A 25,407-nucleotide genomic window follows, 5' to 3' on the forward strand; every position below is an offset into this window, starting at 1 on the left:
AAGACACAAATTATTCCACATAAAAACGACTGTCTAACAACTATTTTTAATAGTTAGCAGACAATCGCTTTTTTTATTTCCAATTTATTTTTGAAAAAATTCTTCTTCCCAGAACCTCACGCATGAACATAAACAATGGCCAAGAGGTCAACATGATTGCAACGTAGAGATAGGTGTAATTCCAATTAAGGATGCTTTGAAGTCCAAAGGCACTGTCCCCGAATATAAAAGTAATGATAAATAGAACGAAGGCTATACCGATCATTACTTGTTTTCTTATATAAAGAGGATTGCTGATAGATACTAGGGCACAAAATCCGATTAAACCAATTGTAAATACTGAAAGCGTTGAGGTGGTTTCATAACTAAAGTTTAAATGATTTCCTAAGATTGAAATCGTTACTATGAAAAGAATATTACAGATAGCCGCTGGAAGGGCTATTTCCATAACATTGTGCATGAAACGACCTGCTGGAGGAGTATAGTTTGGTTCCAAGGCTAGTAAGAAGGTTGGAATACCAACCGTTAAAGCATTGATTGGGGTCAATTGAGAAGGTTGAAATGGATAACCCGTTCCTAAGATGATAAAGAAAATTGATAAAACAACTGAATAGATTGTTTTAATCAGAAATAATGATGCTACACGTTCAACGTTATTAATAACCCTTCGACCTTCATTAAGCATGAAAATCATTGAGTCGAAATTACGGTTTAAAAGAACAAAGTCTGCTGCAGCTTCAGCAGCATCACTTTCACCGGCAATAGCAATACTACAATCTGATTGGCGCATTGCTAAGACATCATTGACTCCATCACCAGTCATACCAACAGTTAAGCCATTGTCTTGCATGGCTTTAATTAAATCAGCTTTTTGACTAGGTCGAACTCGGCCAAAGATTTTGTAATCTTTGACTAATTCATGATAATCTACATTATCATCGAGTGAATTCATATCGATGTAATTTTTCCCAGAAGAAATACCAGCTTGAGCAGCGACATTGGCTACTGTAACGGGATTATCACCAGAAATTATTTTAAGATCAATACCTTGATTGTTTAAATAGTTAAATGTATCAGGTGCTTGTTTTCTGACCTCATCAGAAATTAAGAGTAAACCGAGTAAAGTTTGTTCTGGATTTTCTTTTAGAATAGCAATGACACGAAAACCGTTTTTGGCAGCCTCTTGAATAGTCTGATCAACCTCAGCCGAAGGGTTATGAATGATGAACTCGGGAGCACCCATAATGAATTTAGTATCATCAGTCGCTTTAAAACCTGAATATTTGGTTTCAGATGAGAAAGGAATAACCTCTTTGACATCTTTAGCTAAGGCAGGGGAATTCAACGCTCTAACTGCTAACGCAGTTGCATTGGTTTCATTAGTTGCCTCAACAATTTTCTGAGCGATTGATTGAACATTTTGTACACTAGTTTGATAGGCAATAGTTTTTTTAACAGTTAATTTCCCAGTTGTTATAGTACCTGTCTTATCTAAACATAAGACATCTACTCGAGCCAATGTTTCAATGGCACTTAAAGAACGAACTAAGATCCTTCGCTTAGAAAGATTGTAAGCTCCGGTTGCTAGAGCAACAGAGGTCAATAAAACTAATCCTTCGGGGATCATTCCAATTACTGAGGCAGATGTTCCTAAAATGGATTTAGCAACATCGCCATTTTTTAAGAATGAACGGAAAAACAAAAGAAGCCCGATAGGAATAATAGTATATGTTAGAATCTTAATAATATTATTAATAATTTTCATTAGAACACTAACGGAACGTTTTTCTTTACCAACGGCTGAGGAAATTTTGGAAACAAAACTTTCTTTACCGACTTGAGTCAACTGAATCTGTGCTTGCCCAGCAACAACGAAACTCCCTGAGAATACTTCGTCTTCAGTTGCTTTAACAATGGTATCTGCTTCACCAGTAATACTGGATTCATTAGTTTGTAACCCGTTAGAGTATCGAACAATACCATCAGCCGGAATAGTATCGCCACGTTTAATTTTGACGATATCATCTTCTACTAGATCAGCAATATCGATATCCCTTTCTTTACCATCTCTAATAACTTTAAAGCTAGTTGCATTTACCAGGCTGATTTTATCAACAGTTAGTTTGGCTCTGATTTCCTGATAGCTTCCAATGATGATATTAGCTATTACTGGTCCTAAGAAGAATAAATTACGATATGATCCAGTCCAAAAGATCAGAATTGCAATGACTAAGTTTAAGAAATTAAATAGGGTAAATAGATTATCGGCCAATATTTTAGGAATTGGTCGGGATAATTTTTTTATTTGAATGTTTGTCAGTCCCTTTGCGATTTGGGAATCTACTTGTTGAGAAGTTAATCCCGTATCGAGACTGGTATAATTACTAGGCTTTTTTATCTTTACCATACTCTACCTGCGACTGTTAGTTATTTTCTATTAGATGCTATATACTCTTTACATAACTTAAATTTAACATAAAAGGATGAATATAATTTGAACAATTTATTTTTTGATTTGGATGGAACGATTATTAATTCTGAAAAAGGAATTATGAAGAGTTTGAAGTATATGTATGAGCATACTTTAGGTTATATTCCACATGATGATAAGACTTTGCATGCTTTCATTGGTCCAACTATTGGAGCATCTTTGCAAAAATATGACCATGTAAAACCGGATGATCCATACATTAATCAAAGTTTAAATGCTTTCCGTGAATATTACCAAGAAGAAGGCTGGGAAGAATATACAGTTTTTGATGGCATTTATGATATGATGGAGTCCTTAAAACAGGCAGATAAAGAAATCTTTGTAGCAACATCAAAACCAGAGATATTTGCTAAGCAAATTATTGATCAATTAAATATGAAACAATATGTTAGACATGTTTTTGGAGCTGCGGAGGACGAATCAATTCGTTCATTGAAAGAAGATGTGATTTCTTACGGGATTGAAAAAACATCTGTAGATTTAGATCCAAATAACCTTGTTATGGTTGGGGATCGTAGCAGTGATATTGTGGGGGCACATAAGAATAATTTAAAAGCCATTGGAGTAACTTATGGCTTTGGGGATTATGCCGAATTGAAGAAGGCTGATTCTGAATGGATCGTTAATGAACCACAAGAGATTGCTAAACTAGCTATGGAGAATTAGAAATTATGAGTAAGTCATTGTCATATAACAGACACGGTTTTACGTTGGTCTTGTTGTCAGTTTGTTTAATGGTAATAGTATTTTTGGGTATCACGTTATCAACAGTTTTGAACAGTAATTATGTCAAAAAAGTTGTTAGTAGCGATACTAATGTTACATTAATAAAAAATTATACTAATCAACGCTTAGGCCGATTGGTTAACAGTTATTCGGCTTCGTCTGATTTGTCATCTGTTAATCTAACTGACAAAGATGTGAAAAAGATTATCAATACATCAGTGGACGAGGTTTATGGCGATGACTCTAAGCTTACAATTGGAAATGCAATTCTAGCGACGATTAGTACAAAGCTAAAAAAAGAAGCACAACAGTATGGATTAAATATTGATAGTGAAATTGATACTGTTATTAGTAGTAATGAATCTATAATGAATCAAATCATTGATAATGACCTAGGACCTATTGAACAAGTGATCGAGCAGATTCAAACGATTAAGAAGTTAATTAAGGTTGTAATGATTGCTGCGGGTATTATTTTCGTTCTATTAGCGCTTCGTTTGAGAGCAAAAGTAGGTTCAAATATGCTGTTCTTTCATCATTTAGGAACTGTTGGTATTTGTACATCTATTTTGTTGGCTTTGTTGCTGGCTGGTACCTACTATCCTTTACAAGATTTAATTGTAAGCAATATTGATTACAACATTCGTGATGTTTTATATAATGTACTAAATGGTATTTTACTAAGTTATATATCGATTATTTTTATGGTCTTTATTGTTAGCCTAGTGGAGTGGGGTTCGACTACCAAATATAAATATTAGAGGTACATATTTATGAAAATTGAAATAACGCAAGAGGCTCAAGCTAAATTACAAAAATATATTGATGTAGACAAGAAAATTCTTTTGGATCTTGATGATGGGTTTGGTCGCTTTTCTGGTGAAGGTGATTGTGCTTTGATTACCAAATTCCGTATTATTGCTGTCGATCCTAGTGAAGATTTATCTGATTATAGTGTGCAACTTGATAGTGACTTAGGCACAATTTATTTCAAAGATAGTGCCAAGGATTTCTTGGATGAAAAAGGTATGTCATTGAAGGTCGATCCTAAAACGCAATTATTGATTTTTAGTAATACTAAAGAAACCATTGATAGAAGTGTTAATATCATTGATTATGATGAAGTTAAAGCTGGTTAAGAATGGGTCTAGCGACAGTAATAGTCGTTGGACTCTTTTTTTGTATTTTCGTTAAGAACAAGTCAAATTTAAAAAAATAGAGTATTCTTAACGTAATTAAGAATACATTGCATGTATCAAAGGAAGGTATCACATTTTATGCAATTCTCACTGTTACGCAACAAGAACTATAAAAAAATTTTAATTTTTACTTTTACTGTTTTGCTTTTCTTAGCTGTAAGTTTTTTAGTCATTTATCAAACGAATTTTGCCCAAGGAAAAGTTTGGTCATATTTGGAAAGTGGCGATGATCGATTTCAAATGATGAGGATTGAGGGACTATATCATTCTTTGCAACGGCATCAATTTTTTCCCTTAGTAAATATGTCTTTTATGGGTGGGTTTGGTTATATAGTTAATGTTTTCTACTCAGATTTTGTTCTATATCCAGCGGCGTTTTTTAGACTGATGGGTCTCACCAGTGCACAAACTTTAGGTATGTATTATCTATTGGTTAATTTTTTAACGTTTGGTGTTTCTTTTCTTTGTTTCTATAAGGTAAGTCACAAATATATTAATAGTTTAGTCTTTAGCTTTGTTTATACGCTGTCAACGTATCGCCTATACGATGTATTATTTCGACATGATTTAAGTGAAGTTGGAGCCATGTTATTTTTGCCAATAGCGATTTTAGGGATTTATCAAATCTTTTATGGGAATAAAAATGAATGGCTTTATTTAGCTTTTGGGATGACTGGGATTGTTTATTCACAGGCTATTTCTCCGATTTTGATGATAATTTTTATTATTATCGTTGCACTATGTCAAATACCAGAATTGCGTGAGAATCCTCAAAGATTATTGTCCTTATTATGGGCCACAATTATATCTGGGTTACTAAGCTTAGCTTATTTTTTGCCAATGTTTCAACAAATGAGTCATACACAATTTGTTTTTAATACGTCTCAGAATATTTTGAATAACGGAAGTTCAGATCTGACGGATACAATCAGTTGGGGGGGGAATAATGATGTTGAACAACCGAACGTTGGCTTAGTTTTAGTACTGGCTGCAATTATTATCATGATCGTTCAAACTAAGATTAAAAATAAAGCCGTTCGTCACTTTTCCTTAATTGGCATTGGACTCTTGATTTGCAGTACAAATGTTTTTCCATGGTTTTTATTTAATAATACGATCTTAGGTGTTGTTAAATATACGTGGCATTGGAATGTTCTAGTTACCATATTATTAGCCATCTTTGTAGCGGTTGATCCTTTAAATTTTCTTTCAGGAAAGTTTTCGAAACCATTATTGTTATTATTTGTATTTCTATTAGCAATTTCTGCAAGCTATCGTTTGGTTCAAGATGCTCCTTTACAATTGAATTCAGTTGAAGAGTATAATCAATTGGATTCTTATAATTTGGATCAGAATCGGAGTTTTTTACCTGTAGGAACTAGATTGAGTAGTTTACAGAGGATGTCTCACAAACCTAAAATTATAAGTGGACGAGCTGAAATAAGTGATTTTAAACAATACGGTACCCGAATGAGTTTTGATTTTAAAAAAGCCAAGCATGCTAAAATTGATGTTCCGCTAATCGCTTATTATGGATTCCAATCGTCCCAATCTAAAGGGCAGGTTTCAAAACTAAAGGTTGATGTTAGGAATAATAATTTAGCACAAGTTAAAATTAATGGTAGTGGGAAAGTAGTTATAGATTATTTTGAGACTACAACTCAAAAAGTGACACGTAGGATTTCATTTTTATCGCTACTAATTGTCGTAGCTCTTCTATTTATTAATAAGTTGAATTTGGTAGATTTTAAAAAGATAGAGGGTATTAGATCAAAATAAAAATTTTATTTGGAAAAGAGAAATTATGGATTATACAAAGTACAATTCAAAAATAATTGATCAATGGGTTGAAGACGGCTGGGAATGGGGAAAGCCAATCAGTCATGAAGAATATCTTAAGGCCAAACAAGGAGATTTTAAGATAGTCTTAACACCCACAAAATCCGTCCCTAAGGATTGGTTTCCCAACCCTATGGAAGGACAAAGAATTCTCGGATTAGCTGCTGGTGGAGGTCAACAGATGCCAATTTTGAGTACCTTGGGTGCTAGTTGTACTGTATTTGATTATTCGCAAAAACAACTCGATGCTGAAAAAATGGTGGCAAAAAGAGAAGGATATGATATTGAAATCATTCGTGGCGATATGACTAAGTTGTTACCTTTTGAAGAAGAAAGTTTTGACATGATAATTCAACCAGTTGCTAATAGTTATATTGAAAATGTGCAACATGTTTGGGATGAAAGTTTTCGTATTTTGAAAAAAGGCGGTCGTCTTTTGGTCGGCTTAGACAATGGTATTAATTATATTTTTGATAAATCAGAAACAAAATTATATCGCCCTTTACCTTATAATCCACTGAAAGATTCCTCAGTTAGTAAGGATTTTCCTTTAGAAGAAGAGGGAGTTCAATTTTCACATACGTTGGATGAACAGATTCGAGGCCAGATCAAGGCTGGCTTTCAGATTGTTGATTTGTATGAAGACTACAATAGTGAAGGAAAACTTCGCGATTATAATATTCCTACATTTTGGGCCAGCTATTCAATTAAAAAGTAATAAAATTGTATAAATTTTTTCTGTATTAAGTTTAGTTAGAGTGTAAGTGCTTGTCGCCCTCCACAAAAATTGAAATTCGGCCGGAACGCTATGGACACGACTTGAAACTCACGCAAAAAACGCGTGATTTCCAAGCTCGGTCTTTTACTAAGCGGGAAAATCATTCGCTAAGTAAAATTTCATAGCTGAGCCGATTTCAATTTTTGTTCCGGGCTATACAACTGTTGTATATATTGTTATTAAAATAATTTCAATTTATCTAAATAAATAGACTGCATTATATTTAAGAAGCGTAGTTAAAGTTAATACAGTATATTTTTTTGTATATTTTAAAAACTTAGAATAAATTTATTTACACTTGATGCAATATTAAATTTAAAAAGTCAATAGCCATCTAGCACGCAACGGAGAAAGGACGATTTCAGGAGTGAAATTTTTGTTAACAGCTTGCTGGTTACAAAAAGCCCAGATTTTGAGACAGTTCGCAGAATTGGCTTAAAACTGTGGCCACTCCGTTCCAAATCGTTCCTTTCGCAGTGGAGTGCGGCATCCATTCCATACCTAGCACTTACACTCTAACTAAGCTTGAAGTAAAAAAATACGATCCAGCAACTATTCATAGTCACTGGATCGTATTTTTTTATTATTCTTTTAAATCGTCGACATCTGTTAATGAAGCTAGATTATCTTGCTTGGTAACGGCAGTTTTATCAATTTTAACTTTAAACCAATTAACGAAACCATGATCGAATTCAACAACTTCAAACTTGAAATTACCGAGTTCGATTTTAGAACCATTTTGTAAATCAGGATATTTTTCAATCAGATAACCACCAACAGTGATGATATCTGAATTCTGGAATTCTTTTACATCGGTTCTGAAGTAACGTTCAAAATCGTATAAGGTAGTTTTACCAGAGACATTATAAGAATCGTCTTCATTTTTAACGATGTACTCATCAGAGACATCATCAATTTCATCTTTAACTGTTCCAAATAATTCTTCATAAATATCCTTATCGGTGACGATACCACTAGTCCCACCGTATTCATCGACAACGACTACAATAGGAGTTTGCTTCTTGATCATCTTGGATAGAATGTCTTGGATAGGCATTGTCTCGGGAACAGTATTAACTGATCTCAAAATACGACTGATACCAACATCTCCATCAACTTGATTTTGACGAACAATATCGTAAGCATAAACATAGCCAAGGACTTTATCTTTATCATTATCTGCAACGACTGGGAACCTTGAGAAACCTTGTTGTAAGTAGTCTTTAATAACATCTTTAACTTTGTCGGTAATATCAACAACATAAAGACTGGTTCTATCGACCATAATATCTTTTGCAACTTTATCGTTTAGTTCGAACGCACGTTGCATAAAAATAACATCGTCTGGCTCCATATCGCCACCTTTGATTGACGATTTGGAAAGTCTAAGGATCTCTGACTGGGAGAAAACCTCATTTTCTGAATCAGCTGGTTTCATACCCATCAGACGAACAATTCCTGATGCGGAAACATTTAATAACCAAACAAATGGATATACAGCGAGATGGAAAAATCGTAGCGGTGTAACGACCAACATTAATGTTGGCATAGGTAAATCAATAGCAATATTTTTAGGTACGATTTCAGTTAAAACAACCTCCAAATATGTTAGTAATAAAACACCAATAATTGAACTCAAAGCGTGTAAACCACTACTGCCACCGGCAGAGATATGAACAACACCAAATACTTCAACCAGTAGATATTCAATAGTACTCTCACCGATCCAACCTAAGATGATACCAGCAATACTTGTACCAACTTGAGTTGTCGATAGATATTCGTTTAGATTGTTGACCATCATTAAAGCACGTTGAAGCTTCTTTTTGTTACCAGTACCCTTTTGAATTGCATCTTCTAGTTGACTAGCTCTGGTTTGGACTAAAGCAAATTCAGCCGCCACAAAGAAGAAAGCAAAAATAAAGGTTATCAGTATGATAATAAAATTTGTTGTAATTGTAGAACTTGACAATATATGATTTCCCCTTTTATTCTTGTAAGACGAATTATACACCAAAGAAAAACCGACTGTATCGGCTAAGAGTAAATATTTTTATTTTTTACACCTATTCTTTAGTATATCTAATTTAAAGGTTAAAATATACCAAGGACAACTTTAAATTAAGAGCGTTATAATTTTGTGGTTGAAGTTGGCAATCATTATTTTTATAATGAAGAGAATGAAACAACCTTGGGGGAATCCTTTTGAGTAAAGTAAAAACGAATAATTTATTAACTCCTGCACAAGCTGCTAAAGATTTGGGGATAAGTGTCGCTACATTGCGTAAATATTCTTTGATAGTTGAGCGTACGACTGAGAATAGCAAATATTTTGAACGCAATAGTCAGAATAATCGCTTATATACTCAAAAAAATATCGAAGACTTCAAAGAAATGGTCAAACTAAGTCATGGTCCTAAAATGACTTTGGAAACATCGGCTGCTCAGATATATCCAACCACTGATGCAAAGGATAAGACAGAGACCAAACAAAGTGATGAGATCACTGAGTTGCAGACGACAGTTTCTAAATTAGAATCTGAAAATAAAAAAAGAGAACTAAAGATCAAAGATTTACAAGAAGAGCTTGCCGATGTTCAAAAATCAAAAGAAGAATTACAAGTTGAATTAGATACTTTGAAGCAACAAGCTGAAGAAAAAATTGAAAATAATGATCCAAAAAAAGATGAAAATATTAAAGAACGTGTAAACGAAAAAGTTAATGATGATAAGAAGGGACATTGGTGGAACCGTTTCATGGGTTAATCAACCAATTATGCCTATAACGTCAACCTTTTAAGTAATCGGGTCGTACCAAAATGTTATTTTGGGTGCGGCTTTTTTATGTATAATTAGAACTTGTGAGAAGACAACTTAGGAGGATTAATTTTGAAATTAGCAATGATTGGGCTCGGTAAGATGGGTATTAATTTAACCGAGAATTTGATTCGTAATGGTAATGAAGTGGTTGCTTTTGATTTAAGCGATGGAGCTAAAAATGATGCTTCGACCTTAGGTGCGCAAGTGAAAGATAATTTGCAAGAAGCTGTTGAAGCTTTGAACACACCTCGTATTGTTTGGGTAATGTTACCAGCGGGGAACCCAACCAATGAAACAATCAATACCTTGAGTGAAATTCTTGATGAAAACGACATTGTAATTGATGGCGGAAATTCATTTTACAAAGATTCATTGCAACATAATAAGATTTTAACTGATAAGAATATTAAATTCTTCGATGTTGGTACATCAGGCGGAATGAGTGGTGCTAATCGTGATGGAAACTTCATGATTGGTGGAGATGATGAAAAAACCTTTGAATATATTGAACCCATTTTCAAAGGAATTGCTCAAACTGACGGTTATTTATATACAGGTAAAGCCGGAAGTGGTCATTATTTAAAAATGGTTCATAACGGTATTGAATATGGAATGATGCAGGCCATTGCCGAAGGTTTTGACGTGCTAGAGCATAGCCAATTTGATTATGACAATGAAGCAGTTGCTAAAGTCTGGGAACATGGTTCGGTTATTCGTGGATGGTTGATGGAATTAACTCAATCTGCATTTTCAAAAGATCCTAAGTTAGATGAAATTAAAGGTGTTATGCATTCATCTGGTGAGGGCAAGTGGACTTTAGACGAGGCTTTGAGGTTGCAAGTTCCAACGCCAGTTATCGCCGCATCGTTAATGATGCGTTATCGTTCACTTGAGGATGATACTTTTACAGGAAAAGTTGTGGCGGCATTACGTAAAGAATTTGGTGGCCACGCCGTTGAAAGTAAAAAAGATTAAAACATAGCTGATATGTAATAACAAAATAAGACCTAGTGGCCATTGAAAATGCTCACTAGGTCTTATTTTTTAATCAATAATATTTTTGTGTCAAACCTTTAAAGAAGTTATAATTTTTTGATCTGGAAAGGAAATGATTGCAATGAAAAAAAGAGGAGAAGTATTTTTATTTTTATTTGTAGGGGCATTTTTTGGTAGTGATCTGAGATATTTGGAAAGCTTAATATTTAAAACTAGCCACGGTTTTCCTCTTGGCACATTGGTTGCTAACTTGAGTGGAGCTCTCATTTTGCCATTTTTAATTCATTATTTGCAGGACCGTTATAAGCTTTCCTCAAAGGTGGTTTTGAGTTTAAGTACTGGAGTATTAGGTTCATATACTACTTTTTCAACATTTACTGCGGATACTTATCGCTTGCTTGAAAATGAACAATGGGTGGCTTTGTTACTATACTTAACCTTAACGATCGTAGGGGGATTTGCCTTGGCTCTGTTGGGAAACTATTGGGCGGCTACTCAAGCTTTTAATGATTATGTTAAAAGGGGTAAGAAAGAATGACAAATTTCTTATTAGTTGGATTGGGTGCTTCCATTGGAGCATTTTTGAGAAATGAATTTACTTTGCAACAATCAAAGTTAAAGATTGATTTCCCAATCATTACGTTATTAATAAATATTTCAGGTGCATTACTTTTAGGAATTTTAACTGCACAAATTCATAATGGTGCGATATTATTATTGCTAGGGACTGGATTCTGTGGTGGCTTTACCACCTATGGAACGTTCAATATGGAATTAAGTCAGTTGTGGTTTCAACACCGTTTAGGTCGTTGCTTTATCTACTTTTTATTGACTTATATATTTGGTATATTAGGTTTTATCGTTGGAATTCACATTTAGGAGATAATAAAATGCAAATGAAGGAACAAATATGGAACGAGAGTTTCCGACCGGGAATTATCTCTTCAACTAAGTTATACTTTCAGGATTTGTTTGTTGGTGCCAAAAGAATGAGCCGTAAAGATTTTTGGTGGGGCTATTTTGGTATGACAATTGTGGCATGTCTCATTATTTCAGTATTAGGTTTTGCCATTACTAGAATGCCAGTTAATGATTATTATTGGAGTTCAATTTTAGGAGTGGCCTTAGCAATTACTTTAGGTTATTATTGGATATCAGTTTTTACAGCCATGATTAGAAGATTACATGATCGTAAGTTGCGTGGTTGGTGGATATTGATTAGTTTGGTTCCTTTTATTGGGGATATTGCACTATTGATCTTACTTTGTCTGCCACAACGTGATTTCGGTAATAGGTGGCCTAAGAGTCTATAATTATTTATAGTTTCTAACTTACGAAACAAGGCGTATTTTGTTTTAGACAAAGTGCTTTGTTTCGTTTTTTTGGAGGAATTTGTATGTGTGGACGCTATATGTTTCAACCAGATAGAAATCCGGAGATCAAAAGGATCTATCAATTAGCAATTGATAATGGATATGATCCCAAAACGGGGGAGGTTTTTCCTACTGATGAAACAGCTCTAATAATTGCTGGTCAAAAACAAGTACAGGTTGTTGGAATGAATTGGGGATTTTCAGGTTTTAAAGCAGGACAATCAATTATAAATGCTCGTTCTGAAACCGTTATGCAAAAACAAATGTTTGCAGATTCTTTTCAAAAGCGGCGTTGTGTATACCCTACTACAGGATTTTTTGAATGGAATAAGTCTAAACAGAAGTACAAATTTAATTTTAGTAATGATCCGGAAACTTTATTTATTGCTGGCTGTTATAATTATTTTGACAATGTGCCACGGAGCATCCTATTCACAACCCAGCCAAATGAATCTATGATTAAAGTACATGATCGAATGCCTTTGATTTTGTCTAAAAGCCAAATTAATGCTTGGATTTATGACAATGATTTTGCAGCTAAGTTTTTAAAGAATGATATGCCACAGTTAGTATCTCAAGAGGAAAAATAAGGTGTTTTTTAATGAATAATAAAATTCAAAAATTTAGTGACAGTAATCAATTCTTTCAGTGTCCAATTTGCAAAGAGAATTTGAGTTTTAATGAAAATAGTTTAATTTGCTGTAATGGTCATAATTTTGATATTTCCAAAAAAGGTTTTGTTGATTTGATATTGAATAATAAGCAACAAAAAAATTATGATTTGGAATCTTTTGAAAATCGTCATTTAGTTTTGGAACGGGGAATGTACGATCATATTGCTAATAAATTAGTTAAATTGGTTACGGATCTAAAATTGAGTAATATTTTGGATGTAGGCTGCGGAGAAGGTTATTATTCTAAAAAGATTTCTCAAATCACTAATAATATTTTAGCTTTTGATATTTCTAAGGATTCAATTCAGTTAGCGGCCAGGGGGATAAACACACCGGTAAAGTGGTTTATTGGTGATTTAGCACATTTACCGATTCAAAACGGTGTAATTAATGGAATAATAGATGTATTCTCGCCAGCAAATTATGATGAATTTAATCGAATTCTATCTCCAAATGGATATGTTTTGAAGGTAATTCCCAATCAATATCATGTTCAGGAATTGAGGCAACAGGCCCAAGGCCAATTGAAACAGCCAAAGTATTCTAATAAGAAAGTTTTGGACTATTTCGAAGAACATTATCAAATAATGGATCAGATTGATGCCACTCAGACCTATACAGTTTCTAAGGAAGAAAGAGCTGCTTTTATCAATATGACGCCGTTATTGTTTAATGTTGATAATAGTTTGATAGACTGGGATGTAGTTAATAAGATTACTGTTGGCGCTACTATTTTAGTTGGAAAATCTAAATAATAAGTAACTTAAGATTAGTTCTAAGTAAAGATTGAATCCTTTGCTTAGAATTTTTTTTTGAAAAATTTGATAAAATCATTGCAGACAAAATCGAACGTATGTTTTACAATATTATTTAGTGATTTGAGAGGAAGTAAATTATGTCGACCAAAATTGGGATTCGTCAGCTAGTAGAATTTGTTTTGCGTAGCGGCGACTTGAATGAGACTAAAAATAGCCAAAACACTGTTCAAAATGGTTCACGAATTCATCGTCGACTACAAAAGATAAGGTCAAAGGACGTTAATTATGAAAGTGAAGTCTACCTCAAAAAAAATTTAACTTTGAATGGTCAAGACTTTGTTTTATCAGGTCGCGCTGATGGGGTGACTATCACAGATGATCAAATATTGATTGAGGAAATCAAAACGTCAGATCAACCATATGAAGAATTAAGCAATAATACTTTGGATTTATATTGGGGACAGGTAAAGGTCTATGGATATTTAACTTTACAGGAACACCCACAATTAGATAATGTAACGCTACGATTGACATACTTTCGCGTCAGCACAGAAGAAATAACAACTGATGAAAAGATTTTTACACGTGATGAATTAACAAAGGTTTTTCAAAGTTTAATTGATGAATATGAATATTGGGTCACTCTACGTTCCAAACTAAGGAAAACCAGAAATGATTCTATCAAGGCCTTAGATTTTCCCTTTCCAAAATTCAGAACTGGTCAACATGAATTAGCAGGGGCAGTATACAAAACAATTTATTCTCAAAAACGCTTATTTGTAGAGGCACCTACTGGAACGGGAAAGACAATCTCAACTTTATTTCCCGCAATTAAAGCAATGGGCCAGGAAATGATTCAGAGATTATTCTATCTAACTGCTAAACAAAGCACGCGTTATGTGGCAGAGGAAGCGATAAATTTAATGTCTGAAAAGGGATTGAGGCTTAAGAGTATAACGCTAACAGCTAAGGATAAAATCCGTTTTCCAGAGCAAGATGTTCCACCAGAAGAAGATCCATATATGATTGGGTATTATGATCGACTTAAACCAGCGTTAGCTGATTTATTGAATAATGAAGATTCGATTACTAGAAGTGTGATTGAAAAATATGCTAAAGAACATAGTGTGGATCCATTTGAGTTTTCACTTGATGCTTCACTTTTTTGTGATGTCATTATTTGTGATTATAATTATTTATTTGACCCACGAGTATATTTACAAAGGTTCTTTGTTGAAAAAGATACTGATAACTTTTTCTTGATTGATGAGGTCCATAATTTGGTTGGCCGAGCCAGATCAATGTATTCGGCTGAAATTAGTGATAATAAAATATCCAAGTTATTGAAAGAGTCTAAAGATATTCCCACAAAATCGAGTGAGAAGTTTCAAAAGCAATTAAAAAAAGTTCGTCTAATTTTTAATAGAATTAAACGGACTTTGAAGGATGAATTTAAAGAAGAGCTAATTACTGAAGATGAACCAGAGGAACTGTTAAAAGCAATTAGTAAATTCAGTGATTTTGCGAGTGATTGGATGGCAGAACAAAAACCGTCTGACTTTCTGGAAGATGTGAAAGATTATTTTTTCGATTGCCTAACATTCACTAAAATTGGAGCCTTATATAATAAAAGTTATAAAACTAGAATATTTTCAAATGGTAAGAATATCGTTGTGAAAATACTTTGCTTAGATCCAAGTGATTTTATTGATAAGTCGCTTGATTTAGGTTTAGGTGCAGTTTTATTTTCGGCCACGTTATCACCAATTGACTATTATCAAAGAGTTTTAGGCGGTACGGAAAAAAGTTTAGCATATCAATTACCATCGCCTTTCCCAATTGGCAATCAGGAAATCTTGATTACTAATTATATTCAAACGACTTATCGTGAAAGGGAAGCAAACCAGATAAAGATTATTGAGAGTTTGAAAGCATTGGTAAATGGACAAAAAGGAAATTATTTATTTTTCTTTCCATCCTATACTTATTTACAGCAAATAAAGACAGCTTTTGAGAACAGTTATCCAGAGGTAAAAACTATTTCTCAGGTAGGTGAAATGGATAATCAGGATCGTCAGGATTTTCTAGATCAATTTCAAATTCAAAATAAAGATACACTTGTAGGTTTTTGTGTATTAGGTGGCATATTTTCTGAAGGAATTGATTTACGTGGTAAGAAATTAATAGGTGTAGCAATAGTCAGTGTAGGATTACCAGGATTAAGTGCTGAAAATAATTTGATTCGTGACTATTATGATAAAAAAAGTCATCAAGGATTTGAATATGCTTATCAGTTACCAGGATTTAATAATGTTTTACAGGCTGCTGGTAGATTGATTAGAAGTAGTCACGATGTAGGAATAATTTTATTATTAGATCAGCGATTTTCAATGACTCGTTATACGAAACTTTTTCCACAACATTGGCAAAACTATCAAAGAATAAATTCACTTAAACAATTAACAAGTTCGGTGGATAACTTTTGGAAGGAACATAAAAATGAAAACTAAATTGACAAAGAATTTGGAGAGCACTCTTTATCAATATTGTTATGAACAAGGATCATACGTAGTTGAAGAGGTTTCAATGCCTGAGAGTAAGGGAATAGTTGACACTTTGAGTTATCAGCAAATAGGTGATCAAATTGAATGGCGTTGTTATGAATTAAAGGTTACGAAAAATGATTTCCATTCAAAAGCTAAATTGTCATTTATTGGCAACTATAATTACTTCGTTCTACCACAAAAATTGTATGAGGAGGTTCAGGCAGAAATACCTACTCACATTGGGGTTTTAATTTATCGAGAATTTGATAAAAAGGCTGTGGAAAACTCACCTCAAACCTTGCGCTCACCAGGTTTTTTAACGGTTGCTAAAAAGGCACAATATCAAGAATTACAGGTTGATGAAAAACTATTAACAAGCCATTTTATTTCATCATTATTTAGAGAAGTTGATAAAGCTAAAAAAGTGGAAAAAGGATTGCAATTATATTCCGATGATAGGCTGTTTAAAGAATTAAAGAAACGTTCCAAAGCAGGCTATGATATTTATCAGCCAGAGCATAATTTATATGATCGATTTATTGATGAAATAAAGGATGATGCTATAACGGCGTTACAAGAAGAATTGGATGCTAGAAATGCTGAATATCAGGAATTGAAGCTACAATTACAGCCAAAACCAAACTTGGAGGATAAATTATGATTTATTATCCTTATCTGCGGGGAAGAAGATATGATTTGTTGGCTCTAAAGGAATTATCTGAGCGAGGAGAGATTGGTCCAAATATTATTCCAATTATTGAACCAGTAAGGGACTCCAAGGAGTTACAAGAAACGGTACAAATAATAATTAAAAATCGACAGCCTTTTAGTGTAGTAGCTAATCCACAAGTGAGTGTCTATGGATTGAATGATACAAAACTTTATCCACTGCCTGAGGTTAATAAGTTGGATTTTTTTCATCCAAGTGCAATTCTGGCGGCGGATTTTAGTAGTGATTTTCTTAAAACTGTGGATAAACAAGAATCTTTATTGATAGCTAAAAATTATGAGTTGTTAAAAGTTTATCAAAACAGTCAATTGTTGAAACATGTGGACAAAGTGTTAATACCTGATGAGGCAAGGATACATAAATTTACAGCTAATAAATCTGTTTTATTGGCTGATCCGTTGACCTTTGTTAAACATGTCGAAGATTACTCTGAATTAACAGATGAATTTTTTGAACCAGCTTATTGGTATCAGCAAGTAGGAGGTTATGATGGATATAGTGATTATTCGATGGTTGGACATGTTTATTTTGATAAAGGGATGCCTTCGAGAGCAATTGCTCTACATTTAATCTATGTAACTGCTGATGGAAGTTTAAGAATTCATCATTTTGTATCTGATAGTAATGAAAAAATGAGTGGTCAAAAAGAAAAGTTTTTTGAAGCACTTAATAAAATGGTTATTTGGTGTGAAGAAAATATCAATGGCCTGAACGCAACTCCAGCGTTAAAGGAATTGCTGAAGTATAATAATCAAGACAAGTTCCCTGGATTGGGAATGGTTAAGAAATTGTCATTAATGCACCATTTTCAACTGATGAATCGTTTGTTAAATTTGGATATTAAATAAGGTTAATTAGTGAAAAGTCATGTCTTCAAAACAAGAATAAAATATAGTTTTTTCCTCTAAAACAAACAACTCTAGTAATCGTAAGTTGATTACTAGAGTTGTTTGTTTTAATATATTGGGTTACCACCAAAGTTTTATCAAGGCTTGTGTTCCATCATCACCAAGATTTTTCTCATTTACTAACCTTTCATAGAGTTTTTTAGCTTGTTTAGTAGCTGGTAAATCAAGATGCATTTTTTCGCTTTCATCAAGAGCTATACGCAAGTCTTTAAGAAAATGTTTGGAATAGAATCCGGGTTCGAAATCATTGTTTAGAATACGTGGACCGTAGTTTTCTAAGCTCCAGTTATCACCACCGCCACCTTCAACGGTTTCAAGTACCGATTGTAAATCAAGTCCAGCCGCTTTAGCATAAACAAACATTTCAGTTAAACCAGTCATTGTTCCGGCAATCATGATTTGGTTAGCCATTTTAGCATGTTGACCTGATCCGAAGGTTCCAAAATAATGGTTATTTTTGCCGATGATTTTAAAAATTGGTTGTAATGTTTCATAGGCTTGTTTGGAGCCACCGACCATAATAGTTAATTTACCATCTCGAGCCCCAACATCTCCACCAGAGACTGGTGCATCAATTGACTCGACACCAATTTCTTCAGCTTTTTGACCAATTTTCTTAGCAAGTGTGGGAGTGCTTGTTGTCATATCGACTATTACTTTACCAGAGCTTAGTCCAGCAAAGATACCATTCTCTTTGAAATAAACATCTTCCACGTCTTGTGGAAAACCAACCATGGTAAAGATAATATCAGAATTTTTGGCTACGTCTTTAGGGGTCGAGTACCATTTGGCACCCTTAGCAATTAGTGGTTCAGCTTTTGATTCTGTTCTTGTATAAATATCAACATTATAATTAGCGTTTAATAAATTATTGATAATTCCGCTACCCATAACACCTGTACCAATGAAACCAATTTTTTGCATGATAAATCCTCCAATCACTGAATTAATTATATTATACGAAATATCTTGCTATTAATAATATGCTTAGGCTATTTTTTTATAGAACTTGTTTGCTATAATGCTTGTAATATAGAGAATTAGAGGAGGTGGACGTCATGAAATTCATCAAAGATTATTATAAAAGTATTTTGGCAGCATTATTTTACGGGGTAACATCGGCTTTAGGTATTCAGTTACTTTTACAACCGGCCAAACTCTATACTAGTGGTGTAACGGGTGCGTCGCAGTTAATCGTTAACTTGTTAGAAGAATTTGCGCATATGAGTACACCTGTTTATCTTTGGTATGCTTTACTTAATTTGCCATTGGTAATTTTATCGTGGTTTAAATTAGGAAAGAAGTTCACGATTCTGTCCATTATCTCAGTTGTATCAGCCTCCTTCTTCATTTTGATTATACCGCTATATCCGATTACTAAAGATCCCTTGCTATCAGCTGTTTTCGGTGGTATTTTAACAGGCGCTGGTGTAGGAGTATGTTTTCGTTATGGATTTTCTACTGGTGGAACTGATATTATTGCTTTAATCGTTCAGCGGAATACGGGAAGATCAGTTGGACAAATAAGTTTTGTAATTAATGCAATTATTATTACAATAGCTGGTTTCTCATTTGGATGGGAGTTGGCTCTTTATACAATTATTTCAATATATATAACAACCGTTGTAATTGATAAAATGTATATTCAACAACAAAAAATCACTGTTACAGTTTATACACATAAAATTGATGAAATTTCTCAAGAATTACTCAAGTCGCTTAATCGAGGATTAACGTTAGATTACCATCTCAAAGGGGCTTATTCTGGTGAAGAAATTGGTTCTATTACAATGGTATTGACTAAGTACCAATTATTCTTTGCTAGAAAGGTGATCATGGGCGTTGATCCAGAAGCGTTCATTAATATTCAACCAACGATGTCTATTTCGGGTAAATTTAATGATAACTGATATCTAGATTTATCATTAGCCAGACATATACAATAATCCAAATATGACTATAAATAACACCTGTTTTTGAATCTAAAACCCCTGCAAATCGTATTATACTAATGATATGAAGTGACAAGGAGATTTTTAATATGAAAACTATTATTTACGCTCATCCTTATGCAGGTAGCTTCAATCATGAAATTATGAATAGATTATCGAATTATTTTTCAATTAATGATGAAGAATTTGAGATAATTGATTTATATGCTGATGATTTCGATCCAATAATGACTGAAAAGGATTTGCAATTGCATAGTCAGGGTAAGACTAGTGATGACTTGGTAAAAAAATATCAGAGGAGAATATCAGGATCAAATGAATTGATTTTTATTTTTCCAATTTGGTGGCAGAGCATGCCAGCTATTCTTAAAGGTTTTTTGGATAAAGTGATGTTAAGTGGCTTTGCTTATGATGAGTCAAAAGGTTGGAAAGGATTGTTATCTTATATTAAGAAGGTAACAGTTATAACGACATCTACGGTGACCAAAGAGTATTTAATTGATCATAGTGGCGATCCTATTCAAGCAGTTTTTATCAATCGTACGTTAAATGATATGGGAATCTTACCTCAGAAAGTTAATTGGATTCATTTTGGTGAGGTCAATACGACAAGTGATTCAAAGCGCAATCAATTTTTAGATGAGCTTCCAGATTTGTATCTAAATAAAGTAAGTAGCCATTCAAATTTATGATGGCTATTTTTTTTGTTGGACGATTCGTTTTGAATGTCTTAATATCAATAACATTTTTTTGATATATGATATTATGACAAAATGAGGGTAAGGGGTTATGCATAGAAAAAAATCTAAAAGAATATACTATTTTCAATTTATTTTTGTAATATTTTCGGCATTTTTAACAGGATATATTTTAAATATCAGTCAAACAAAATCATTTGAACAAACTAATCTATATCTTTTTCAAGCATATGTGGTTCAATATTTGATTACGGTTTTAATATTGGTACTGCTTTATTTGGCTATGTATGCAATTATTAATCGGTTCTTTTATGCTAGTGCGGTATATTATGTTTTCTTTTCAATATATGCAGTAGCCAATCTTTTGAAAATGAAATATCGTTCCGAACCAATCCTGCCAACTGATTTGCTGTTTTTAACTAATACCAAAGAGTTATTGACAATGGTTACTTTCAGGGTTGTTTTATTGGTTATTCTAGCAATTATATTAATTGTGGCGATTTTTGTTTCTTTGGAAAAAATCTTTTCTGTAGAGTTGTTGAGATTTAAACCTATTACAAGAATAGTTTTAATATGCTTAGGAATTGTTAGCATTGGGAGTTTTTATAATGTAAATGAAGAAGGTTCTGTTATAAATAAAGTAATGACGGCATCGGGGTATTCTAATTTCACACCCAATATTAGTATGACTGCTAGTGTCAGTGGCCCTTTATTAACATTTTTGGGAAATATGCATGTTAAAGTCATGGATGAACCGAGCGGATATAGTGAAGCGTCAATGAATAAACTGGTTAAAAAATATCGAACAGTCGCAGACCAGATTAATCAAGATCGTCCCAACAAAGATCTGAATAAACAGACTTTGATTTTTGTTTTAAGTGAGAGTTTTGCTAATCCCGACCGAGTTCCCAATGTAAAAATGAATCAAGATGCGTCCCCAAATATAAATAATATTAAGTCCAACAATACCTCCGGTCTAATGCTGAGTTCTGGCTATGGTGGTGGAACGGCCAATATGGAATATATGGCATTTACTGGTTTGGCGTTCAATCAATTTTCGAGGTCATTGCAATCTCCTTATACACAGTTGGTTATCAAACAAAAACATCCTGTGAATATTGTTAATAATTTTGAAAATGCAACTGCTTTACATCCCTATTACAGTAATTTTTATAGCCGAGATACTGTCTATCCAAAGTTAGGATTTCAAACTTTTAAAAGCATTGATTCTAAAGGAAGGTTGGCTTTAAAACATAAGAGCAAACTTGAGACAAGTGAATATGTCAGCGATGAAGCTTCATATGAAGATACTTTGAATCAAGTTAATCAAAACAAATCAGGTCAGTTTATTAGTTTAGTAACGATGCAAAACCACATGCCATATAATGTTATGTATTCTGATAATCAATTTATTTATAAAGGTCATGCTGCCAGCATCCCTCAACAGGTTGCTAATTATGCTAAGGGAATTAATTATACTGATCAAGCAACTCAAGATTTTTTGGATAAAATAGATCAGGTTGATAAACCGATCACAGTAGTTTGGTATGGAGACCATCTGCCAGGTTTATATGATAAAAATTCATTGTACAAATATAATGTGGTTGAACATGAAACTGATTATTTTATTTACAGTAACAAATATGCTTTGGAACATAATTATGGAACGCAAAAAATTGATGATAACACGGCCGTAACTGATCCTAACGGATTTATTCCTTTAGCCCTCAAGCAAATGAAGCAAAAGGTTACTCCATATTATGCCTTGTTAACAAGGGTGCAAGAGGAGCTACCAGCGATGGCTAAAAATAGTTATGGTAAAAGTGAGAGCTTATATGTCAATTTAGATAGCAAGGAAATATCATTTAAACAATTGACTAAGAAACAAAAGCAATTGATACATGACTATAAATTAGTACAGTATGATTTAACCGCAGGAAAAAATTATAGTAAGCCGTATATTAATAAGTAGAGCAAGAAATAAATCGGGTTTTTGATCTTTGAAAACATTTTCATTTTAATGACCTACATAATGGGGTGTACACTTAAACTATTCACTTACAAAAAATGGGGATGACATTAAGTTTTGAATTTAAAGGGTTTTCTATATATATTGATACCAACGTTCTTATTTAGCTCAATGGAAATTGCGCTAAAGATTGCTGGAGGACAGTTTAATCCAATCGAATTGAATTTCGTACGTTTCTTAATTGGAGGGCTGGCCTTATTACCATTTACGATTCTTTACCTTAAAAAGAACCATGTTCAAATATCTAAATCAGGTTGGGGTCGCATTGCTTTAACGGGCTTTGTTATTGTCGTGTTGAGTATGACGTTATATCAATTATCTATTGGTATGACTAAGGCTTCTGTTATTGCAATTATGTTGAGCGCTAATCCGATTTTTGGTTTGATTATTGGTTTTGTATTCCTCAAAGAAAAATTATCAAGAACTAATGTTTTAGCTTTGGTTTTAACATTAGTTGGTTTGCTGATTATTATTAATCCATTCCATCTATCAGGTGCAATGGGAATTATGTTGGGATTGTTATCATCAATTATTTTTGGTATTTATGGTGTTATGTCACGTGTTAATGGAAACAAAATTGGTTTGAATGGTTTATCGATGACCTGTCTAGCTTTTCTATTCGGTGCTAGTGAATTAGGTATTTTAATGGGTATCAGCCATATCCCAGCTGTTGCTAAAGCTATTCCAAGTAGTTACTCTGAATTTGCTAACATTCCTTTCTTTAAAGGAATCACGGTTCAGACGTTACCATTGATTCTTTACATTTCAGTGCTTGTTACCGGTGTGGCTTTTGGATTGTACTTTGTTTCAATGGAAAAAGTTGGTATTTTACAAGCCTCATTGATTTTCTTGGTAAAACCAGCTTTGGCACCAGTTTTGGCCTTGGTTGTTTTGGGCGAAGCAATGACTGCTAATACTATTTTTGGTATTGTGGTTATTCTGTTAGGTTCATTGATTACACTCATGGGTGAAAAGATTGCATATAGTGTTATGGCAATTTTTAGACGAAATAATCCTGAGGCACATCAAGAGGTCGATGAACTAGAAATTGTTAAAGATAAAATTGAAAATAGTGAACTTGCTAAACATCGTAGAGCCACTGAAGAGGCTGTTCGCGAGTCACTAGAGAGCAAGAGACATGAAGCTCCATCTGAAGATTAAAGTAGCAATGAAAAGAAGATTTAGTGACTATTAAGTGGTCACTAAATCTTCTTTTTTTACAAAGTATGCATAATTTTATTTTTTTTATCAGAGTTGAGCTATTATAAAGGTAACGTTTTCAAATGAGGAGGTTCTTAAATGGAGAGTTTGATAAAAGTTGGTAATACTGAAGTAACTAGCAAGAAATTAGGCTTAGGAACTAATAAGGTTGGCGGGCATAATCTGTTCAAAGGTTTAAAAGATGAAGACGGGTATGCAGTCGTCAAAGAGGCTATTGATAACGGGATTACTACACTAGATACAGCTTATATGTATGGTGTTGGTAGGTCTGAGGAAATTATCGGTGATGTAATCCAAGATTATGATAGAAGCAAATTAGTTATTGCTACAAAAGCTGCTCAAGATCCAAATAATGATTTAAAAAATAATAACAATCCAGAATTTTTGAAAAAGACTGTTGATGATGCTTTGAAACGTTTGAAAACAGATTATATTGATATTTTTTATATTCATTTTCCTGATGAAAAAACACCTAAGAATGAATCAGTTGCAGCTTTGAATGAATTGAAGAAGAGTGGAAAGATCAGAGCCATTGGAGTTTCTAACTTTTCGCTTGATCAAATTAAAGAAGCAAATAAAGATGGTTTAGTAGATATTGTTGAAGATAATTATAGTCTATTGCATCGTGATGCAGAAAAAGAATTATTTCCATATTTAAGAAAGAATAATATTTCTTTTGTACCATATTTCCCACTAGCATCTGGTCTTTTAACTGGTAAATATAGTAGTGCTGATGTTAAGAAATTTGATCAATATACTCCAGAGCAATTTAACAGTATTTTAAATTCAATTGATAAGGTTAGAAAGATTGCTAATAAGTATGAGGCAACGGTTGCTCAGGTTATTTTGGCTTGGTATATGAAGAATCCTGATATTTCTATCGTCATTCCCGGAGCTAGAAAGCCTGAACAAGTTGATCAAAATGTTAAAGCATTGAATATCGATCTAGGAAATACTGATTATCATACAATTGATGAAGCATTTTCTGATTTTGAATAGATTTTAGAGAGGGAGAAAAAATTATGTCAAAAAAGGTAGTAATTTTTGGAGCCAATGGATTCTTGGGCAGCGAATTTGCCAAGGCATTTATCGAAAATGGAGATACAGTAACTAGTGTTTCAAGAACCGGAGAACCATTGGGAAATGAGGCATGGCATAAAGAAGTTGATTGGAAGATCGGTAATGCGTTATCAAAGGGATTTTGGCACGAATATCTAAAAGATGCTGATGTCGTTGTTGATACAATTGGAGAGTATAAGGAACAACCTAATGAAAATTTGACCTTTGAAAAGGTTAATTATCAAAGTGCATTGAATATCGCTGATGCAGCCGAAGAAAATAAGGTTCCTGTTTTTGTTTATATTTCAGCGGATGATATTCCTGGAGCTAATAAGCGCTATATTCAATCTAAACGTGATGCAGAGGATAATTTGAATAAGCGTAGTTTCAGAACTGTTATCATGCGTCCAACAACAATGGTAACAAGCGATGATAAGGTTGATACAACTGCTAAGTATCATAGTATTACGGTTGATATGGTTGCCTTAGTTGGAATTGATGCCGTAGAGAATTCCAAAGAGAATGTAACTTTAGGAATTTCAGAAATTGATAATGATGAAGTAAATGAATAGCTTTAGTTGGTTAATTTAAATAAGTCCGTGTTGAATAT

The 25,407-nt window shown here is 33.4% G+C and carries 24 protein-coding genes; 21 read left to right on the forward strand and 3 right to left on the reverse strand.

The genetic code is table 11. The features are described from left to right. Nucleotides 1-73 precede the first annotated feature (73 nt). Complete coding sequence (locus CBP76_RS05745; protein ID WP_102195991.1) at nucleotides 74-2,407, reverse strand: HAD-IC family P-type ATPase; 2,334 nt, start codon at nucleotides 2,405-2,407, stop codon at nucleotides 74-76. Nucleotides 2,408-2,494: 87 nt separating this feature from the next. On the opposite strand from CBP76_RS05745, the gene CBP76_RS05750 reads away from it, so the two are divergent. From CBP76_RS05750 to CBP76_RS05770, 5 genes are all read left to right on the forward strand, one after another. Next, on the forward strand, nucleotides 2,495-3,157 hold the full coding sequence (locus tag CBP76_RS05750; protein ID WP_102195992.1) for an HAD hydrolase-like protein: 663 nt from the start codon (nucleotides 2,495-2,497) through the stop codon (nucleotides 3,155-3,157). Between the two features lie 5 nt (nucleotides 3,158-3,162). Then, a complete protein-coding gene (locus CBP76_RS05755; RefSeq protein ID WP_102195993.1) occupies nucleotides 3,163-3,978 on the forward strand; it encodes a hypothetical protein in 816 nt (271 codons plus the stop codon). A 12-nt stretch (nucleotides 3,979-3,990) separates the two neighbouring features. Beyond that, nucleotides 3,991-4,356 carry an iron-sulfur cluster biosynthesis family protein gene (locus CBP76_RS05760; protein ID WP_102195994.1) on the forward strand — a complete coding sequence of 122 codons (366 nt, stop codon included), beginning with the start codon at nucleotides 3,991-3,993 and terminating at the stop codon, nucleotides 4,354-4,356. 138 nt (nucleotides 4,357-4,494) lie between these two features. Beyond that, on the forward strand, nucleotides 4,495-6,195 hold the full coding sequence (locus CBP76_RS05765; RefSeq protein WP_102195995.1) for a glycosyltransferase family protein: 1,701 nt from the start codon (nucleotides 4,495-4,497) through the stop codon (nucleotides 6,193-6,195). A gap of 25 nt (nucleotides 6,196-6,220) precedes the next feature. Continuing rightward, nucleotides 6,221-6,973 (forward strand): class I SAM-dependent methyltransferase, encoded by a 753-nt coding sequence (locus CBP76_RS05770; RefSeq protein ID WP_102195996.1) that lies wholly within the window; start codon nucleotides 6,221-6,223, stop codon nucleotides 6,971-6,973. A gap of 643 nt (nucleotides 6,974-7,616) precedes the next feature. Here the strand turns inward: CBP76_RS05770 and CBP76_RS05775 are convergent. Next, nucleotides 7,617-9,005 (reverse strand): hemolysin family protein, encoded by a 1,389-nt coding sequence (locus tag CBP76_RS05775; protein WP_102195997.1) that lies wholly within the window; start codon nucleotides 9,003-9,005, stop codon nucleotides 7,617-7,619. Nucleotides 9,006-9,238: 233 nt separating this feature from the next. Here CBP76_RS05775 and CBP76_RS05780 point away from each other — a divergent pair, with 233 nt between their 5' ends. The 10 genes from CBP76_RS05780 to CBP76_RS05825 all read left to right on the forward strand — a co-directional run bounded on the left by CBP76_RS05780 (nucleotide 9,239) and on the right by CBP76_RS05825 (nucleotide 17,778). Continuing rightward, nucleotides 9,239-9,799 carry a hypothetical protein gene (locus CBP76_RS05780; protein ID WP_102195998.1) on the forward strand — a complete coding sequence of 187 codons (561 nt, stop codon included), beginning with the start codon at nucleotides 9,239-9,241 and terminating at the stop codon, nucleotides 9,797-9,799. A 123-nt stretch (nucleotides 9,800-9,922) separates the two neighbouring features. Next, nucleotides 9,923-10,828 carry a phosphogluconate dehydrogenase (NAD(+)-dependent, decarboxylating) gene (gene gnd / locus CBP76_RS05785; protein ID WP_102195999.1) on the forward strand — a complete coding sequence of 302 codons (906 nt, stop codon included), beginning with the start codon at nucleotides 9,923-9,925 and terminating at the stop codon, nucleotides 10,826-10,828. 142 nt (nucleotides 10,829-10,970) lie between these two features. Further along, complete coding sequence (crcB, locus tag CBP76_RS05790; RefSeq protein ID WP_102196000.1) at nucleotides 10,971-11,387, forward strand: fluoride efflux transporter CrcB; 417 nt, start codon at nucleotides 10,971-10,973, stop codon at nucleotides 11,385-11,387. Then, nucleotides 11,384-11,728 carry a fluoride efflux transporter FluC gene (locus CBP76_RS05795; protein WP_102196001.1) on the forward strand — a complete coding sequence of 115 codons (345 nt, stop codon included), beginning with the start codon at nucleotides 11,384-11,386 and terminating at the stop codon, nucleotides 11,726-11,728. Before crcB ends, CBP76_RS05795 begins: the two co-directional genes overlap by 4 nt. A gap of 11 nt (nucleotides 11,729-11,739) precedes the next feature. Further along, a complete protein-coding gene (locus CBP76_RS05800; RefSeq protein WP_102196002.1) occupies nucleotides 11,740-12,162 on the forward strand; it encodes a DUF805 domain-containing protein in 423 nt (140 codons plus the stop codon). Between the two features lie 83 nt (nucleotides 12,163-12,245). After that, nucleotides 12,246-12,812 carry an SOS response-associated peptidase gene (locus tag CBP76_RS05805; RefSeq protein WP_102196003.1) on the forward strand — a complete coding sequence of 189 codons (567 nt, stop codon included), beginning with the start codon at nucleotides 12,246-12,248 and terminating at the stop codon, nucleotides 12,810-12,812. An 11-nt stretch (nucleotides 12,813-12,823) separates the two neighbouring features. After that, nucleotides 12,824-13,651 carry a putative RNA methyltransferase gene (locus CBP76_RS05810; RefSeq protein WP_102196004.1) on the forward strand — a complete coding sequence of 276 codons (828 nt, stop codon included), beginning with the start codon at nucleotides 12,824-12,826 and terminating at the stop codon, nucleotides 13,649-13,651. Nucleotides 13,652-13,791: 140 nt separating this feature from the next. Further along, nucleotides 13,792-16,164 carry an ATP-dependent DNA helicase gene (locus CBP76_RS05815; protein ID WP_102196005.1) on the forward strand — a complete coding sequence of 791 codons (2,373 nt, stop codon included), beginning with the start codon at nucleotides 13,792-13,794 and terminating at the stop codon, nucleotides 16,162-16,164. Then, nucleotides 16,154-16,861 (forward strand): hypothetical protein, encoded by a 708-nt coding sequence (locus tag CBP76_RS05820; RefSeq protein ID WP_102196006.1) that lies wholly within the window; start codon nucleotides 16,154-16,156, stop codon nucleotides 16,859-16,861. The genes CBP76_RS05815 and CBP76_RS05820 overlap by 11 nt, the downstream gene beginning before the upstream one ends. Continuing rightward, nucleotides 16,858-17,778, forward strand: a complete 921-nt coding sequence (locus CBP76_RS05825) for a sce7725 family protein (RefSeq protein WP_102196007.1) — start codon at nucleotides 16,858-16,860, stop codon at nucleotides 17,776-17,778. Before CBP76_RS05820 ends, CBP76_RS05825 begins: the two co-directional genes overlap by 4 nt. Before the next feature lie 120 nt (nucleotides 17,779-17,898). Here the strand turns inward: CBP76_RS05825 and CBP76_RS05830 are convergent, their stop codons facing one another. Further along, on the reverse strand, nucleotides 17,899-18,762 hold the full coding sequence (locus tag CBP76_RS05830) for an NAD(P)-dependent oxidoreductase (protein WP_102196008.1): 864 nt from the start codon (nucleotides 18,760-18,762) through the stop codon (nucleotides 17,899-17,901). A 134-nt stretch (nucleotides 18,763-18,896) separates the two neighbouring features. Between CBP76_RS05830 and CBP76_RS05835 the strand changes: the two genes are divergently transcribed. The 6 genes from CBP76_RS05835 (at nucleotide 18,897) to CBP76_RS05860 (ending at nucleotide 25,369) form a co-directional block, all read left to right on the forward strand. Next, nucleotides 18,897-19,748 (forward strand): YitT family protein, encoded by an 852-nt coding sequence (locus tag CBP76_RS05835; protein WP_102196009.1) that lies wholly within the window; start codon nucleotides 18,897-18,899, stop codon nucleotides 19,746-19,748. A 131-nt stretch (nucleotides 19,749-19,879) separates the two neighbouring features. Further along, nucleotides 19,880-20,482, forward strand: a complete 603-nt coding sequence (locus CBP76_RS05840; RefSeq protein WP_102196010.1) for an NAD(P)H-dependent oxidoreductase — start codon at nucleotides 19,880-19,882, stop codon at nucleotides 20,480-20,482. Between the two features lie 97 nt (nucleotides 20,483-20,579). Next, nucleotides 20,580-22,460 (forward strand): LTA synthase family protein, encoded by a 1,881-nt coding sequence (locus tag CBP76_RS05845; protein ID WP_102196011.1) that lies wholly within the window; start codon nucleotides 20,580-20,582, stop codon nucleotides 22,458-22,460. Nucleotides 22,461-22,574: 114 nt separating this feature from the next. Next, a complete protein-coding gene (locus tag CBP76_RS05850) occupies nucleotides 22,575-23,678 on the forward strand; it encodes a DMT family transporter (RefSeq protein WP_102196012.1) in 1,104 nt (367 codons plus the stop codon). Between the two features lie 138 nt (nucleotides 23,679-23,816). Beyond that, a complete protein-coding gene (locus tag CBP76_RS05855; protein ID WP_102196013.1) occupies nucleotides 23,817-24,737 on the forward strand; it encodes an aldo/keto reductase in 921 nt (306 codons plus the stop codon). 23 nt (nucleotides 24,738-24,760) lie between these two features. Beyond that, entirely contained in the window at nucleotides 24,761-25,369 is a 609-nt protein-coding gene (locus CBP76_RS05860; protein ID WP_102196014.1) for an NAD-dependent epimerase/dehydratase family protein, read from the forward strand. Nucleotides 25,370-25,407 lie beyond the last annotated feature (38 nt).

The sequence above is a fragment of the Companilactobacillus nuruki genome, assembly GCF_002872255.1.
In the GTDB taxonomy this organism is placed as follows: domain Bacteria; phylum Bacillota; class Bacilli; order Lactobacillales; family Lactobacillaceae; genus Companilactobacillus; species Companilactobacillus nuruki.

Bases quoted from the DNA above. Each gene is read 5' to 3' on its own strand.
- CBP76_RS05765 (WP_102195995.1), top strand. From the start codon at position 4,495: ATGCAATTCTCACTGTTACGCAACAAGAACTATAAAAAAATTTTAATT.
- CBP76_RS05805 (WP_102196003.1), top strand. From the start codon at position 12,246: ATGTGTGGACGCTATATGTTTCAACCAGATAGAAATCCGGAGATCAAA.
- CBP76_RS05745 (WP_102195991.1), bottom strand. From the start codon at position 2,407: ATGGTAAAGATAAAAAAGCCTAGTAATTATACCAGTCTCGATACGGGA.
- CBP76_RS05820 (WP_102196006.1), top strand. From the start codon at position 16,154: ATGAAAACTAAATTGACAAAGAATTTGGAGAGCACTCTTTATCAATAT.
- CBP76_RS05840 (WP_102196010.1), top strand. From the start codon at position 19,880: ATGAAAACTATTATTTACGCTCATCCTTATGCAGGTAGCTTCAATCAT.
- CBP76_RS05815 (WP_102196005.1), top strand. From the start codon at position 13,792: ATGTCGACCAAAATTGGGATTCGTCAGCTAGTAGAATTTGTTTTGCGT.
- CBP76_RS05825 (WP_102196007.1), top strand. From the start codon at position 16,858: ATGATTTATTATCCTTATCTGCGGGGAAGAAGATATGATTTGTTGGCT.
- CBP76_RS05835 (WP_102196009.1), top strand. From the start codon at position 18,897: ATGAAATTCATCAAAGATTATTATAAAAGTATTTTGGCAGCATTATTT.
- CBP76_RS05795 (WP_102196001.1), top strand. From the start codon at position 11,384: ATGACAAATTTCTTATTAGTTGGATTGGGTGCTTCCATTGGAGCATTT.
- crcB (WP_102196000.1), top strand. From the start codon at position 10,971: ATGAAAAAAAGAGGAGAAGTATTTTTATTTTTATTTGTAGGGGCATTT.
- CBP76_RS05760 (WP_102195994.1), top strand. From the start codon at position 3,991: ATGAAAATTGAAATAACGCAAGAGGCTCAAGCTAAATTACAAAAATAT.
- CBP76_RS05830 (WP_102196008.1), bottom strand. From the start codon at position 18,762: ATGCAAAAAATTGGTTTCATTGGTACAGGTGTTATGGGTAGCGGAATT.
- CBP76_RS05755 (WP_102195993.1), top strand. From the start codon at position 3,163: ATGAGTAAGTCATTGTCATATAACAGACACGGTTTTACGTTGGTCTTG.
- CBP76_RS05845 (WP_102196011.1), top strand. From the start codon at position 20,580: ATGCATAGAAAAAAATCTAAAAGAATATACTATTTTCAATTTATTTTT.
- CBP76_RS05810 (WP_102196004.1), top strand. From the start codon at position 12,824: ATGAATAATAAAATTCAAAAATTTAGTGACAGTAATCAATTCTTTCAG.
- CBP76_RS05800 (WP_102196002.1), top strand. From the start codon at position 11,740: ATGCAAATGAAGGAACAAATATGGAACGAGAGTTTCCGACCGGGAATT.
- CBP76_RS05855 (WP_102196013.1), top strand. From the start codon at position 23,817: ATGGAGAGTTTGATAAAAGTTGGTAATACTGAAGTAACTAGCAAGAAA.
- CBP76_RS05860 (WP_102196014.1), top strand. From the start codon at position 24,761: ATGTCAAAAAAGGTAGTAATTTTTGGAGCCAATGGATTCTTGGGCAGC.
- CBP76_RS05770 (WP_102195996.1), top strand. From the start codon at position 6,221: ATGGATTATACAAAGTACAATTCAAAAATAATTGATCAATGGGTTGAA.